Source organism: Streptomyces dysideae (assembly GCF_001514305.1).
GTDB classification, from domain to species: Bacteria; Actinomycetota; Actinomycetes; order Streptomycetales; family Streptomycetaceae; genus Streptomyces; species Streptomyces dysideae.
This window is the reverse complement of record NZ_KQ949088.1, coordinates 169,954-183,586: the sequence shown is the minus strand read 5'-3', so window position 1 is coordinate 183,586 and position 13,633 is coordinate 169,954. Positions and strand designations below refer to the sequence as shown.

The window sequence follows — 13,633 nt, the reverse complement described above, 5'->3', positions numbered from 1 at the left end:
GGGCTCACTTGGAGGTGAGGACCGCCGGGCGCCGGGACGCGATGACCTTCTTGGCCAGGGCGCGCGGGCTGGTGAGGAAGCCGAAGCCCCACGACATGTGCATGGTGGCGAGGGCGACGGGGATCTGGAGCCGGGCCTTGAGGGACAGCCCCTTGCCGGCGGGGAGGGACCCGGCCCCTATCGCCGCGAGATAGCCGCCGGGGATCACGAAGCCCCACGGGGTCAGCAGGGCGCCCACGACCAGGCCCGCCGCGATGGCGCACACCGCGGTCGGCGGGGCGAGGTAGCGCAGGTTGATGGAGCCCTCGTGGTAGCGGGCGACGACGTGCCGCCAGCGGCCGTAGTCCTTGTACTGCTTGGCGAGCGCCTTCACCGACGGCCTCGGCCGGTACGACACCTTCAGCTCCGGCGAGAACCAGATGAGCCCGCCCGCCTCGCGGATCCGGAAGTTGAGCTCCCAGTCCTGGGCGCGGATGAACTCCTCGTTGTAGCCGCCCTGTTGCTCCAGCGCCTCGCGCCGGAACACCCCGAGGTAGACGGTATCGGCGGGCGCGGCGTCGCCTCCCGTGTGGAACGACGCGTTGCCGACCCCTATCTTCGAGGTCATGGCGGCGGCCACCGCGCGCTCCCAGTCGTTCTCGCCCTCGGCGTGCATGATGCCGCCGACGTTCTGCGCGCCGGTCTCCTCCAGGAGCCGTACGGCGGTGGCGATGTAGTTCGGCGAGAGCATGCCGTGCCCGTCGACGCGGACGACGACCGGGTGGCGGGAGGCCTTGATCGCGGCGTTGAGGGCGGCGGGCGTACGGCCGGTGGGGTTGGGGACGGTGTGGACGCGCTTGCTTCTGTCGGACGCAGTGTCCCGTACGAGCTCGGCGGCGATCTCGTCCGTGCGGTCCGTGGACGGACCGAGGGCGATCACGACCTCCATCTCGCCGGCGTACTCCTGCGCGAGGATCGCTTGGACGGCTCCGCGCAGATGCCGCTCCTCGTTGAGGACGGGCATGATCACAGAAACGGCGGGGAGCTGTACGTCGGGCTTGGCGTTCATAGGGGCATCACGTTACCGCGAACGGGGGACACCGTTGCGCGCCGCCGGCGTACTGAGTCGGGCCACAGATCGTATCGGCCTACGGTGCTCACGGATCCCACGTACGGCCCCAGATCCGCTCCCAGCGGAGGTGTCCCCATGCCCACGCCGCCCCGCCGCTCCCCCGCGCCGCAACGCCGCCCGCAGCCGTCCCGCCGCGCGCCGAGGCCGCCCGTACGGCGGGAGAAGCCGCGTTGGGCCATGCGGGCGGTGACCGCGCTGTCCGTGGTGGTCCTGGCCTCGTCCGGGATCGGGCACGCGGTGATCACCAGCCTGGACGCGGGCTTCGCGCGCGTGGACCCCTTCAAGGACATGAAGAACCGCCCGCGCGCGGGCCACGGCATGAACGTCCTGCTGGTCGGCACGGACGGCCGCGACAAAATCACGGACGCCGAGCGCCGCAAGTACCGGCTCGGCGGCGCGCCTTGCCACTGCACCGACACGATCATGATCGTGCACATCTCGGAGGACCGGGATCGGGCGAGTGTGGTGAGCCTGCCGCGCGACTCGTACGCCATGACGCCCGCGCACACCGACGGGACGACCGGGAGACGGCACGGCGGACACCCCATCAAGATCAACGCGGCGTACGCGGAGGGCGGCCCGAACCTGACGGTCCGTACGGTCGAGAAAATGACCAAGGTGAAGATCGACCACTATCTGGAGGTCGACTTCACCAGCTTCATGAAGACGGTGGACGTACTCGGCGGCGTGAAGATCTGCACCGCCGAACCGCTGAAGGACTCCTACACCGGCCTCGACCTGCCGCCCGGCACCCACGACCTGAAGGGCGGCGAGGCCCTCCAGTACGTCCGCGCCCGGCACGTCGACGGCGCCTCCGACCTGGGCCGGATGCAGCGTCAGCAGCGCTTCATGGCGGCGCTGATCGACCGAGCGACGTCCTCCGGCATCCTCCTCAACCCCATGAAGTTCCGGGACGTGACACGGGCGGTGCTGGGCTCCGTACGCGCCGACAAGGGCTTCGGCGCGGACGAGTTGCTCGACCTCGGCCGCGCGATGCGGAACTTCTCACCGTCGTCGTCGGAGTTCACGACGGTCCCGATCGGCCGGATGGGATACGTCGTCAAGGGATTGGGCTCGACCCTGAAGTGGGACGCCAAGAAGGCCGACCGCCTCTTCCGGTCCCTCCGCGACGACCGGCCACTGTCCGTACGGCGGCCGGGCGCCAAGGCGGTACGGGTGGACATCGCCCCGCGGCAGATCCGCGTCCAGGTGGAGAACGGGACGGCGACGGCGGGACTCGGGCGGCGCGTGGACTCCGCGCTGGCGGCGAAGGGCTTCCGCACGACACGGAAGCCGGTGAACGCGGCGGACCGGACGGTGAAGCGGACGGTCGTCGCGTACGACCCTCGGTGGGACCGGTCGGCGAAGTCGCTGGCGGCCGCGTTGCCCGGGAGTGAGCTGCGGGTGGTCAAAGGGCTGGGGGCGACGTTGAAGGTGGTGGTGGGGGCGGACTTCCGGGGGGTGCGGAAGGTGAAGGCGGCGGATCCTGGGCAGCGGGAGTCCGGGGTGGTGCGGGGGGATGAGGTGGGGTGTTCGTAGCCCGGACCGTAGAACGCCATAGCCGGCTCGGCGGCATGGACTACCGCCGTCGACAAGGAGGTCGGCGACCAGGTGCTGCCCTTCGTGCCGGAGCTGCCCCGTTCGGCGGTGGAGAACCGGCGGTTTCCGGCGCGGGCGTCGTGCGGTTCGGTTCCTGGCCTGGGAGGCGGGGATACGGCAGTTCCCGGACGTCGGCAGCGGGTTGCAGACCGCCGACAACACCCACCAGGTCGCCCAGCGCGTCCCAGGCCCCCGACGTCACGCACTTCTGCGGAGTCGGCCGCGGGGCCCTGAACCGGATTACCGGCGTCCGCCGGATGGCGCGGAGCCGCGGGCGGGCGTAGGACGGAAGGGCACGGGGCCCGCCCGGGCTCCCGCACCCCCCCCAGGAGGAGCCATGCCCCAGCAGGGAACCATGACCGCGATGAGCAAGGCGATGCAGGACTGCGTCGAGGCGTGCATGTCCTGCCACAGTGTGTGCGAGGAGACCATGAGTTCCTGCATGCAGCTGGGTGGCCAGGCCCAGATGCAGATCATGCGGACGCTCATGGACTGCGCCGAGACCACGCGTATGTGTGCGGACATGATGATGCGCCGCTCGCCGATGTCGACCGAGATGTGCGCGATGTGCGCCAAGGCGTGTGAGATGTGCGCCGAGGCGTGTATGTCCATGCCGGACGACCCGCAGATGATGCGCTGCGCCGAGGCGTGTCGCCGTTGTGCCGAGTCCTGCCGCGCGATGGCGGGCGCCACGATGTGACGGATCTCGTCCCAGTGTTTCCAAGGGCACCTCTTGGGGTGCCCTTGGTCATGCCCGGGGGACCTCGCCCCACCAGCGCTTTCGCCATTATGGATATGTATACGATCCTAGTTATACATTTCGATCCTGGCGTTCATGTTCGGACATACGCTCCACTGCTGTCTCCCCCGGATGCACGCACCCCGGATGCGCGCACCCCCAGAGAGGCAGGCTCGGCGGATGACGGACAACAGCGGCGGATTTCTCAGAGTGCTCGGCAGAGGCGATGTCCTCGCACTGGCCTTCGGAGCCATGATCGGATTCGGCTGGATCGTGCTCACGTCCGGCTTCATCAACGACGCCGGGCCGGTGGGCGCGGCCCTCGCACTCGTCGTCGGCGGGCTCGTCGTGGCGCTCGTCGGCCTCACCTACGCCGAACTGGTCTCGGCGATGCCGCACGCAGGCGGCGAACACCACTACGCGCTGCGGGCGCTCGGCGGACGCGGCGCCTTCGTGGCGTCGTGGGCCATGGTCCTCGGCTATGTGTCGGTCGCGGCCTTCGAGGCCGTGGCGCTCCCGCACAGCATGGTCAACCTCTTCCCGGACATGCTCGCCGGCCACATGTGGACCATCCAGGGCTACGACGTCTACGCCAGCTGGGTCGCCGTCGGCGTCCTCGCGGCGATCGCCGTCACCGCCGTCAACTACATCGGCATCCGCCCCGCCGCCGTCTTCCAGACCGTCGCCGTGCTCTTCCTGCTCGCCGCGGGCGCCGCGCTGCTCGTCGGCGCGTTCAAGGGCGGCTCCACCGACAACATGGACCCGATGGTCAACGGCGGCATGGACGGCGTCTTCACGGTCCTGGTCGCCGTGCCCTTCCTCTTCGTCGGCTTCGACGTGATCCCACAGTCCGCCGGCGAGATCAAGCTGCCGTACCGCCTGGTGGGCAAGCTGCTGGTCATCTCCGTGCTCTGCGCGACCGCGTGGTACGTCATGATCATGCTGACGGTGGGCTCCGGCCTCGACTCCGCCACCCTCGCCAAGTCCGAACTCGCCGCCGCCGACGCCATGGCCGCCCTGTGGCACAGCGAGGCCATGGGCAACCTTCTGATCATCGGCGGTATCGCGGGCATCCTGACCAGCTGGAACGCCTTCCTCATCGGCGGCAGCCGACTCCTCTACGCCATGGCCGAGTCCCGCATGATCCCCGCCTGGTTCGGCAAGCTCCACCCCAAGTACCGCACGCCGGGCAACGCCGTCCTCTTCATCGGCGGCCTCTCCGTGCTCGCCCCGTTCTTCGGCCGGCCGATGCTGGTGTGGCTCGTCGACGCGGGCGGTATCAACATCGTCGTCGCGTACGTCGTCGTGGTGCTGTCGTTCCTGGTACTGCGCCGCCGCGAGCCCGCCATGGAACGCCCGTTCCGCACCCCGGCCGGCCCGGCCGTCGGCATCGCCGCGCTGGTGCTCAGCCTCGGCTTGGGCGTCCTGTACCTGCCGGGCATGCCGGCCGCCCTGGTCTGGCCGTCGGAGTGGGTGATCGTCGGTGCGTGGTGGCTGGTCGGCGCCCTGTTCCTGTGGCGGCTGCCGAAGGTGGCGCCGGGTGAGGACGCAGAGGAGCGGCTGATCGAGGCCGTCGGGGCGCGCTGACCGTCGTTGTCACGTCACCGGGAGCCGTGCGGGCCGCACTGTGCCGCCCGCACGAACTCCCAGGCCCGGGCCCAGCCCTGGTCAGTTGCCCGAAACGGTCACCGTCTCGTCGTTCTTCAGCTGCTCCACCAGCGTCTTCACCATCGCCTTGTCCCAGACGAGGTTGCCGCCGGACGACCCGGAGATCGGCATGTTCATCGACTTGCCGTCGCCGCCGCTGACGCCCTTCATCGACCAGAACATGTCCGCCAGGCCGAAGAGGCTCATGTCCTTGTCGACGATGAGGGAGTCCAGGCCCGCGCCCATGGTCGGGTACAGCTTGAAGGGGTTCAGGACCGTGCTCGGGGTCGCCACCTGGTTGGCGAGGGCCGACAGGAACTTCTGCTGGTTCTTCGTACGGTCCAGGTCGGAGCCCGCCAGCGCGTACCGCGTACGGACGAAGGCGAGCGCCTCCTCGCCGTTCAGGGTCTGCTTGCCCTTCTCGAAGTCCGCGCCGGACTTGGTGTCCTTGATGTCCTGCGGGATGTCCATCTCGACGCCGCCGACCGCGTCCACGATGTTCGCGAAACCGGCGAAGCCGATCTCGACGTAGTGGTCGATGTGCAGACCGGTGTTGAACTCGACGGTACGGACGAGCAGTTCGGGGCCGTCCTCCGCGTAGGCGGCGTTGAGCTTCACGTGCCGGCCCGTGCCCTGGTACGTCTTGCCGGACTCGGAGCCCTTGAAGGTCGGGATCTCCACGTCCGAGTCGCGCGGCAGCGAGATCAGGGTGGGGCCGTTGGAGCCGGTGTGCAGGATCATCATCGAGTCCGTGCGCTTGCCCTCGGCGGACCCGGTGTGCAGCTTCTTCTTCTCCTCGGCCGACATACCCGCACGGCTGTCGGAGCCGACGATCAGGTAGTTGGTGCCCTCGCCCGCCTCCGGCCGCTCGATGACCTTGGACAGGTCGACCTCGCGGTTGAGCTTGGAGTCGGCCCAGAAGTAGGTGCCTATGGTGGTGACGGCCATCACGGTCACGACCGTGATCGCGGTCCGCTTGATACGGCGCCCCCAGTTCGGCGCCGGACGCGGCTCGCGCATCCTCGTACCGCCGGGGCCGCCAGGTCCACCCCCGCCGTAGACCTGGCCGGTGTTGTAGCCGCTGTCGTTGTAGCCACTGTCGTCGTATCCGCCGTGGCCCTGGCCGTCGACGTACGACGGCTGGGGCGGCACCCCGCCTCCGTACGGCGGCGCGGAGGGGTTGGGACCGCCTCCGTACGCGCCCGAGGCGGGCCGCCGGACCTGGCGCATCACACGGGCGCTCTCAGGCTCTGCGCTCGCGCTGCCGCGTCCGTACCGGTTGCCGCGGTTGTCGTCGGACCATGCCTCGGGCCAATCGTTCATGCGCCCCAGTGTGCAGGGCCGGGCTGTGTCTCTTACAAGGGTCCGCGTAAAAAAGGGGCACGGCTGTTGCGAACCCGACACAAAGTCCGCGAATGTCGGGTCGACATAAGGTGGAGGCCATGACAGACCAGGCCGCAGCTTCGGAATCGGAAACTCCGGATATCCCCGGCAAGCCGACCTCGGCGTCCCGCACCACCCTCAGCCACATCATGACCCACAGCGACACCAACCTTCTGGGCACGGTGCACGGCGGCGTGATCATGAAGCTGGTCGACGACGCCGCGGGCGCGGTGGCCGGCCGTCACTCCGGCGGTCCCGCCGTCACCGCGTCCATGGACGAGATGGCCTTCCTGGAACCGGTCCGCGTCGGCGACCTCGTCCATGTGAAGGCCCAGGTCAACTGGACCGGCCGGACGTCCATGGAGGTCGGCGTACGGGTCCTGGCCGAACGCTGGAACGAGTCCACCCCGGCCACCCAGGTCGGCTCCGCCTACCTCGTCTTCGCCGCCGTCGACGCCGACGGCAAACCGCGCCGGGTCCCGCCGGTGCTGCCGGAGACCGAGCGCGACAAGCGGCGCTACCAGGAGGCCCAGATCCGCCGGACGCATCGGCTGGCACGGCGGCGGGCGATCATGGAGCTGCGGGAGAAGAGGATTGCGGACGGGTTCGAGGACTGACCGCACCTCCGGCGGGGCGGGGCAGGGTGGGATGGGGCGGGAGGTTCACCCGCTCGTCTCGAACCAGAGCAGCTTCCCGGCGCGGCGGTCGAAGAGGCCATCGCCGAAAGGCACGCCGCCCCAGCAGTCGGCGTATTCCTGTACAAGGCGCAGGCCGCGCCCGCCGTCGGCATCCGCCGGGGCGAGCGAGACGTGATCGTGGGGCGGTCGCCCGAAGGGTGCGGGAATGCGGGGGTGACTGTCCCAGACCCCGACGCGCAGACGTCCGTCGGCGAGCGCGGTCAGACGGAGGGATGCGGGGCCGCTGGTGTGCAGGTAGGCGTTCGTCACCATCTCGGAGATCAACAGCTCGACGGTGTCGAGGACTTCGGGCCTGCCGTGGCTGTCGAGTACTGACCGTACGGTCATGCGTGCGACCCGTGCCGCGCGGGGGTCGTGGGGCAGGCGGAGGGAGTACACCCAGGTGTGGGGCGGGGATACGGTGCGCATGGAAACCTCCAGAAATCTCGCAGGGAAGGGGACGTGGTCGCCTCGCTCAACTACCGCTCCGGGCCGTGGTATTGCCTGGATTGGTGCGCTTCCGACTTACGGGCGAGGGGAGTTGAGCGGCCAACACGTGCAACGTAGCGTGGAGATTGGAAGGTATTCCATCGAATCCGCGAAGGTCTACCAACTACCACTCGTGTGAGTGACGTTGCACACTCGCGCGTAGGAGAGAGACGACTCGACATGCCACCCGCCTCCACAACGACCCTGCGCCAACAGCGCCTCGGCGCCGAGCTGCGCAAACTCCGCGAGCGCGCGGGACTGACGTCGACCGCGGCTGCCGGACTGCTGAGCGCCCCGCAGGCCCGGATCAGCAACATCGAGGCCGGGCGGTACGCCGTGAGCGCCGATCGCGTACGTACGCTGGCACGCAACTACAGCTGTGCCGACGAGGCGTACGTCGACGCCCTCGCCGACATGACGGGTGCCCGCAAGCGGGGCTGGTGGGAGGAGTACCGCGACAACCTCCCGTCCGGCCTCCTTGATCTGGCGGAGTTGGAACACCACGCCACGACGATGCGCGTAGCAGTCACCATTCACATGCCGGGGCTACTGCAGACCTCGGAGCACGCCCGCGCCACCATGCGGGAAGCCGTTCCGCCACTACGCCCGTACGAGATCGAGCACCGTGTCTCGTACCGCGTGAAGCGCCAGGCTGTCCTGTTCGAGGACGTCCCGACCGCCTACACGACCATCGTCCACGAAGCGGCCCTGCGCATGGGCTTCGGCGGTCCGGATGTCGCCCAGGCACAGCTCCATCACCTACTCGAGATGAGCGAGCAGCCCACGGTCACCGTGCTGGTACTGCCCTTCGGTCAGACCGGCTTCCCCGCCTCGGGCCAGCCGATTACGTACGCGACCGGCCCCGTCCCACAGCTCGACACCGTTGTCCTGGACACCGACCACGGCTGCGAATTCCTTGACGCGGAAGCTCAGTTGAACCGTTACCGCTCCGTACTGGACCGCATGGAGTCACGCGCCCTTCCCGAGCCCGAGTCCCGCGACTTCATCCGTCGCATCGCCGCAGAACTTTGAGGAACCCACCATGCCCGAACTCACCTGGCAGAAGTCCACGTACAGCGCCGAAGCCGCCAACTGCGTGGAGATAGCCGCCACGCCCACCACTATCCACATCCGCGACTCCAAGACCCCCGCCGGTCCGCACCTCACCCTCCGGCCCACTGTCTGGGTGTACTTCCTCTCGCACGCGCCGGACGCGAGCCGCTGAGCGGTTTCCAGTAACGGAAACCAAGGGCCCTTGCAGGAGCTCTGCCGGAGTCGGGACGATCAGTTGTGACAACTGATCCCCGACAGGAGGAGTACACAGTGGTGCAGCTGACACGGCTGGAGTGTGGGTGAGTGCGACGAGGGTGAGTGCCCAACGCTGTATGCCACCGACCGCGGGACCCTCGTTGTGCAGGGAGGCATTCTGATCGACCACGACAGAGAGATCCCGGCGCACGAAGGCCTCGTCGAAATCCCCGTCGAGCTGATCCGAAAGGCTGTCCGTGGCAACTTCATCTAGCCGCTCTCTCGGGGAATGGTTCACCGCGTTCGAGCGGGAGGCCTTCCGGCTGGAGACGCTGGACGACTACAGCCAGTCAGGCGGGGTCGACGCCTATCAAGCGTTCCTGGCGGGAGAGGAGCAACCGGAGTCGTACAAGACAGCCGCATGGCTGACGACGGTGGGAAACGCCACTGCGGCCGGCAAGCGCGTGTACCGCGTGCACGTCCTGTCGCGCCCGCTGACAGACTACCTCCGGTTCGAACTGTCCTGGGGATACCGCCGGAACATGAGCGCCGGTGAGGAGTTCTTCATCCTCGACACCACTGAGTGGGAGAACCCGATCCCGGATGCGCCCGACTTCTGGCTGTTCGACGACCGGGTGGCAGGGGTCATGGCATACGACGGGGCTGGGAAGTACCTCGGGAGTGAACTCCTGGAGGAAGACGACCAGCTGGTCACATTCCGGGGTTACCGGGACACGGCACTCGCACAGGCCGTGCCCTTCACGGAATGGTGGGCGCAGCACGGGGAGTGAACAGAGCTGAGCTGGGATCCGCGCTGCGGGCGCTGCGGCAGGCATCCGGGAAGGAGGCCAAAGCCGTCGCCCGTGGCGCGGCCATGTCCGCTTCGAAGCTGTCCAAGATTGAGAACGGCAGCGTCATGCCGAGCGTCGTGGACATGGAGCACATCCTTACCGCCATAGGAGTGTCCGAGGGCGTCAAAGCCGAGTACATGTCGGTCGCTCGGGCGGCGGCGACCGAGGCAACGGCATGGCGTCTGTACCAGCGGCTCGGGTATCACCGGAAACAGCAGCAGATTCAGGCGATCGAGGCCAGGACGACTCTGCTGCGGCTCTTTCAACCCGCCCTCGTCCCGGGCCTGTTGCAGACGCCGGAGTACGTACAGGCGGTCCTGGGACGCAAACAACTCAGCGAAGAACAGCTCGCACGTGCCGTAGGGGCAAGGCTCGCCAGACAGAGAATTCTCTACGAGCCGGGGCGGCAGCTTCGCTTTATCGTGACGGAACCAGTCCTCCGCTGGAGGGTCCTGCCGCCTCTGATGATGGCCGGGCAGCTCGACAAGCTCATCTCCGTCTCCCGGCTTCCGAGCGTTGACCTCCGGATTGTGCCGTTGTCCGCGCGGCAGACGGACTTCCCCAGTCACTCCTTCTCCATCAAGGACGACCGCATGGTGACAGTGGAAACCGTCCATGCAGAGTTGGCTGTGACCGATCCCCGAGATGTCGCTCTGTACATCGAGAAATTTGAGGGGTTCGAACGGGTGGCGATGTCCGGTGAGGACATGCGGAGCTTGGTCGAGGGTATCCGCGACGACCTTTTGCGAGAACAGGAAACGGGCTAGTTCCGCATCCATAGGCCGTCGAAGATGGCGCCATGGAGAGTGAAGAGAGAACTTCCGATCCTCAAACCCCGACCACGGTGGGGACGTGCCTGTCGGAACCGCCCTTTGAGCCGTCGCCGAAATCCGGTTGCTCTGACTGCCTGTCCTTATCGGTGGCCCGCGAAAACGCCCGCTCCACGGGGGACTACAGCGCCGTATCCGACGGCAACGTAAGGATGCGCAAGCACCAGGCAGAGGTGCACACGTCATGAGCAGGGGAATTGATTCGAGCTTCTCCGCCGAACGGGGTAAGGGCTCCGGTCGCTGAGGGACGCTCCCTCTCCCCCCTTTGAACTCCCGCCCACGAGGGCGGCGGCGGTCAGTCATGGCCGCGATCAGTTGAACAGGAAGGTGCAGCAATGCAGAACGGAACCGACCTGTACGTGCTCGACATCGACAGGGCCTCCTTCGTGAAAGCGTGCGGCGGCCCCTGCACGGAGGGATGCGTGCCCCTTGCGCGTATCGGTGAGGACGCCTGGGCCCTCGGTGACAGCAAGCGGCCGGACGTGCAACCGCTGCGGTTCACCACGGAGGAGCTGGACGCGGCCGGGATCGAGCCGGCGCGCTTCGGCCTGAACGTCTGATCCTCCTCTCCTCGCCAGCAGGGCGCCGCTCACGCCGTAGCTTCCTTGGGCCGGGCCCTGCTGGTTCCCCGACTGCCAACACCGAACGGGAACGACTGGTGCACCACCACGGCTATCTGTGGACCGGCCCGAAGGAGCGCTTCGACCAAGAGGCGCTTCGGCGACCTCCACATCCGGCGCCGCCGCCCCCGCCGGCCCCGGGTGACCCCGGCGGAGAACGGCTGCTCCAGCGCTACCGCGAAGTGGCAACGGAGTTCCCCACCGTCGATTTGCCTCCGCTGGAGACGGCGTACTGGCTCATCAAGCCGCGTTCACTGATTCGCGGCACGTGGGATGAGGCGAAGGAGGCGGCAGCCTGGATCGGGGAACGACTCACCGAGCACATGCATCGGTTCGCCTGCGAGCACGACCGTGATACCGGCCGCCTGGCCAGGCTGGTCGACTCCGCCGCTGAACGACTCGATACAGGAGCCGATGTGTCGTACGGCTTCTACCTCGAACGCCCCGCGTACCTGCACTTGGCCGTGGTGACCTGTTCCCCGAACCACTCGACACCCACCCTGCCCTGTCCCCTCGTGTGACCAAGACATCTCGAAGGAGGCCGCTCGTGCCCACCGGCGGTTCTGACCCCACACCCCGTGTACCTGGACGGCGACGAATGGGAGGCGTACTTCCGTGACTTCAAGCGTTCGGCGTTCCGGCTCGAAGTGCACCAGACCTACACCATGCCCGGCGAGGCGGCGACTTTCGGCGCGTTCCTGGCTGGGGAACCCATGCCGGACGGCTTCAACGCGCGGTGGCATCAGACCATTCGCGAGCACGCGGCGGCGGGGCGGACGATGACCCGAGCGAAGATCGTGCGTCAGCCGCTCACGCCGTACAGCAGGTACTCCTTCTCGTGGGGAGTTCCGACGAATGTCGCGGCCGGGGAGGACTATCGCGTCATCGATCTGACCGACGGTTCGAACCCCGGACTGCCTGAGCAGGACTTCTGGATGTTCGACGAGACAACCGTCGTTCATCTCAACTACCGCCCGGACGGAACGCAGATCAACCGGGAGCTGATTACGGGCGACATCACCCCGTACTTGGAGTGGAAGCGGATCGCGCTGGCCGAGTCGGTGCCTTTCGAGCAGTACGCGAAGGGGCTGGACGTCTGACGAGGAAGCCCCGGTCCGGGCCGAATGGCTGGCCGGGGCTTCTCCCCGTCGTGGTGGTTACGGCAGGTTGCGGGCCATCACGATCCGCTGGACCTGGTTCGTGCCCTCGTAGATCTGCGTGATCTTGGCGTCGCGCATCATCCGCTCCACCGGATAGTCGCGGGTATAGCCGTAACCACCCAGCAGCTGCACCGCATCCGTGGTCACCTCCATCGCCACGTCCGACGCGAAGCACTTCGCCGCCGCCCCCAGATACGTCAGGTCGGCGTCCCCCCGCTCCGAGGCCGCCGCCGCCTGGTACGTCAGGGCGCGGGCCGCGGAGATCTTCATCGCCATGTCGGCGAGCATGAACTGGATGCCCTGGAAGTCGGCGATCGCCTTGCCGAACTGCTTGCGCTCCTGGACGTAGCCCTTGGCGTAGTCCAGCGCGCCCTGCGCGATGCCGAGGGCCTGGGCGGCGATGGTGATGCGGGTGTGGTCGAGGGTCTTCATCGCCGTGGCGAAGCCGGTGCCCTCTTCGCCGATCATGCGGTCCGCGGGGATGCGGACGTTGTCGAGGTAGACCTCGCGGGTCGGGGAGCCCTTGATGCCGAGCTTCTTCTCGGGGGCGCCGAAGGAGACGCCCTCGTCCGACTTCTCGACCACGAACGCCGAGATGCCCTTCGAGCGCTTCGTCGGGTCCGTCACCGCCATCACCGTGTAGTACTCGGACTCGCCCGCATTGGTGATCCAGCGCTTCACGCCGTTCAGGACGTAGTGGTCGCCGTCGCGGACCGCCTTCGTCTTCATGCCGGCCGCGTCCGAGCCGGCGTCCGGCTCGGAGAGGCAGTACGAGAACATTCCGTCGCCCTTGGCGAGCGGGGTCATGTACCTCTTCTTCAGCTCCTCGGAGCCGGAGATGATCACCGGGAGCGAGCCCAGCTTGTTCACGGCGGGTATGAGAGAAGAGGACGCGCAGACTCGCGCCACCTCCTCGATCACGATCACCGTCGCCAGCGCGTCCGCGCCCGCGCCGCCGTACTCCTCGGGCACGTGCACCGCATGCAGGTCGTTCGCCACCAGCGCGTCCAGCGCCTCCTGCGGGAAGCGGGCCTCCTCGTCGACCGCGGCGGCATACGGCGCGATCTTCGCCTCGGCCAGCGAGCGGATGGCGTCGCGGAGCATGTCGTGCTCCTCGGACGGGCGGTACAGGTCGAAGTCAGCCGATCCGGCCAAGGTCTCTCACGCTCCAAAGAAGCTCTGATGCTGACGCTAATTACCGTTAAGTAACCCAAATTTTAGGGGCCTGCCCACGGGAGTGATACGTGAGCTTGGCGACAGCGGGTTAAGTGTCCAGTGG

At 67.7% G+C, this 13,633-nt stretch carries 15 protein-coding genes and 1 pseudogene; 12 read left to right on the top strand and 4 right to left on the bottom strand.

Translation table 11 applies throughout. The features are described 5' to 3' along the window. Positions 1 to 4 precede the first annotated feature (4 nt). Positions 5 to 1,048 (bottom strand): glycosyltransferase family 2 protein, encoded by a 1,044-nt coding sequence (locus AQJ91_RS22745; RefSeq protein WP_067024772.1) that lies wholly within the window; start codon positions 1,046 to 1,048, stop codon positions 5 to 7. Positions 1,049 to 1,186: 138 nt separating this feature from the next. Between AQJ91_RS22745 and AQJ91_RS22740 the strand changes: the two genes are divergently transcribed. From AQJ91_RS22740 to AQJ91_RS22730, 4 genes and pseudogenes are all read left to right on the top strand, one after another. Continuing rightward, on the top strand, positions 1,187 to 2,650 hold the full coding sequence (locus AQJ91_RS22740; protein ID WP_079085122.1) for an LCP family protein: 1,464 nt from the start codon (positions 1,187 to 1,189) through the stop codon (positions 2,648 to 2,650). A gap of 84 nt (positions 2,651 to 2,734) precedes the next feature. Then, positions 2,735 to 2,939, top strand: a pseudogene (locus AQJ91_RS55865) (SAM-dependent methyltransferase); the annotation flags it as partial. A gap of 108 nt (positions 2,940 to 3,047) precedes the next feature. After that, positions 3,048 to 3,410 (top strand): four-helix bundle copper-binding protein, encoded by a 363-nt coding sequence (locus tag AQJ91_RS22735; RefSeq protein ID WP_067024766.1) that lies wholly within the window; start codon positions 3,048 to 3,050, stop codon positions 3,408 to 3,410. A gap of 219 nt (positions 3,411 to 3,629) precedes the next feature. Next, positions 3,630 to 5,036 carry an APC family permease gene (locus tag AQJ91_RS22730; RefSeq protein WP_067024763.1) on the top strand — a complete coding sequence of 469 codons (1,407 nt, stop codon included), beginning with the start codon at positions 3,630 to 3,632 and terminating at the stop codon, positions 5,034 to 5,036. An 81-nt stretch (positions 5,037 to 5,117) separates the two neighbouring features. Here the strand turns inward: AQJ91_RS22730 and AQJ91_RS22725 are convergent, their stop codons facing one another. Continuing rightward, the gene (locus AQJ91_RS22725) at positions 5,118 to 6,419 is read right to left on the bottom strand and encodes an LCP family protein (RefSeq protein ID WP_067024760.1); all 1,302 of its coding nucleotides are present in this window, start codon (positions 6,417 to 6,419) and stop codon (positions 5,118 to 5,120) included. A gap of 119 nt (positions 6,420 to 6,538) precedes the next feature. On the opposite strand from AQJ91_RS22725, the gene AQJ91_RS22720 reads away from it, so the two are divergent. Then, positions 6,539 to 7,096, top strand: coding sequence for an acyl-CoA thioesterase (locus tag AQJ91_RS22720; protein ID WP_067024757.1), 558 nt, complete (start codon positions 6,539 to 6,541; stop codon positions 7,094 to 7,096). Positions 7,097 to 7,141: 45 nt separating this feature from the next. On the opposite strand, the gene AQJ91_RS22715 is transcribed toward AQJ91_RS22720, so the two are convergent. Beyond that, entirely contained in the window at positions 7,142 to 7,585 is a 444-nt protein-coding gene (locus AQJ91_RS22715; protein ID WP_067024754.1) for an ATP-binding protein, read from the bottom strand. A 240-nt stretch (positions 7,586 to 7,825) separates the two neighbouring features. Here AQJ91_RS22715 and AQJ91_RS22710 point away from each other — a divergent pair, with 240 nt between their 5' ends. From AQJ91_RS22710 to AQJ91_RS22680, 7 genes are all read left to right on the top strand, one after another. Next, positions 7,826 to 8,677: a helix-turn-helix domain-containing protein gene (locus AQJ91_RS22710; RefSeq protein ID WP_067024750.1), complete on the top strand. Its 852-nt coding sequence runs from the start codon at positions 7,826 to 7,828 to the stop codon at positions 8,675 to 8,677. A 10-nt stretch (positions 8,678 to 8,687) separates the two neighbouring features. Then, positions 8,688 to 8,870 carry a DUF397 domain-containing protein gene (locus AQJ91_RS22705; RefSeq protein WP_067024747.1) on the top strand — a complete coding sequence of 61 codons (183 nt, stop codon included), beginning with the start codon at positions 8,688 to 8,690 and terminating at the stop codon, positions 8,868 to 8,870. Between the two features lie 280 nt (positions 8,871 to 9,150). Further along, on the top strand, positions 9,151 to 9,684 hold the full coding sequence (locus AQJ91_RS22700; protein WP_067024744.1) for a DUF6879 family protein: 534 nt from the start codon (positions 9,151 to 9,153) through the stop codon (positions 9,682 to 9,684). Beyond that, a complete protein-coding gene (locus tag AQJ91_RS22695; protein ID WP_199847999.1) occupies positions 9,660 to 10,511 on the top strand; it encodes a helix-turn-helix domain-containing protein in 852 nt (283 codons plus the stop codon). Before AQJ91_RS22700 ends, AQJ91_RS22695 begins: the two co-directional genes overlap by 25 nt. A gap of 398 nt (positions 10,512 to 10,909) precedes the next feature. Further along, a complete protein-coding gene (locus tag AQJ91_RS22690; RefSeq protein ID WP_067024741.1) occupies positions 10,910 to 11,134 on the top strand; it encodes a DUF397 domain-containing protein in 225 nt (74 codons plus the stop codon). Positions 11,135 to 11,232: 98 nt separating this feature from the next. Continuing rightward, complete coding sequence (locus tag AQJ91_RS22685; protein WP_067024738.1) at positions 11,233 to 11,715, top strand: hypothetical protein; 483 nt, start codon at positions 11,233 to 11,235, stop codon at positions 11,713 to 11,715. A gap of 57 nt (positions 11,716 to 11,772) precedes the next feature. Further along, positions 11,773 to 12,294: a DUF6879 family protein gene (locus tag AQJ91_RS22680; protein WP_067024735.1), complete on the top strand. Its 522-nt coding sequence runs from the start codon at positions 11,773 to 11,775 to the stop codon at positions 12,292 to 12,294. Between the two features lie 57 nt (positions 12,295 to 12,351). Here AQJ91_RS22680 and AQJ91_RS22675 read toward each other — a convergent pair whose 3' ends face one another. Further along, positions 12,352 to 13,509, bottom strand: coding sequence for an acyl-CoA dehydrogenase family protein (locus AQJ91_RS22675; protein WP_107122498.1), 1,158 nt, complete (start codon positions 13,507 to 13,509; stop codon positions 12,352 to 12,354). Between the last annotated feature and the right edge of the window lie 124 nt (positions 13,510 to 13,633).

Coding starts and splice junctions, on each gene's coding strand:
- AQJ91_RS22745 (WP_067024772.1), bottom strand. CDS start 1,048: ATGAACGCCAAGCCCGACGTACAGCTCCCCGCCGTTTCTGTGATCATG.
- AQJ91_RS22740 (WP_079085122.1), top strand. CDS start 1,187: ATGCCCACGCCGCCCCGCCGCTCCCCCGCGCCGCAACGCCGCCCGCAG.
- AQJ91_RS22735 (WP_067024766.1), top strand. CDS start 3,048: ATGCCCCAGCAGGGAACCATGACCGCGATGAGCAAGGCGATGCAGGAC.
- AQJ91_RS22730 (WP_067024763.1), top strand. CDS start 3,630: ATGACGGACAACAGCGGCGGATTTCTCAGAGTGCTCGGCAGAGGCGAT.
- AQJ91_RS22725 (WP_067024760.1), bottom strand. CDS start 6,419: ATGAACGATTGGCCCGAGGCATGGTCCGACGACAACCGCGGCAACCGG.
- AQJ91_RS22720 (WP_067024757.1), top strand. CDS start 6,539: ATGACAGACCAGGCCGCAGCTTCGGAATCGGAAACTCCGGATATCCCC.
- AQJ91_RS22715 (WP_067024754.1), bottom strand. CDS start 7,585: ATGCGCACCGTATCCCCGCCCCACACCTGGGTGTACTCCCTCCGCCTG.
- AQJ91_RS22710 (WP_067024750.1), top strand. CDS start 7,826: ATGCCACCCGCCTCCACAACGACCCTGCGCCAACAGCGCCTCGGCGCC.
- AQJ91_RS22705 (WP_067024747.1), top strand. CDS start 8,688: ATGCCCGAACTCACCTGGCAGAAGTCCACGTACAGCGCCGAAGCCGCC.
- AQJ91_RS22695 (WP_199847999.1), top strand. CDS start 9,660: ATGGTGGGCGCAGCACGGGGAGTGAACAGAGCTGAGCTGGGATCCGCG.
- AQJ91_RS22690 (WP_067024741.1), top strand. CDS start 10,910: ATGCAGAACGGAACCGACCTGTACGTGCTCGACATCGACAGGGCCTCC.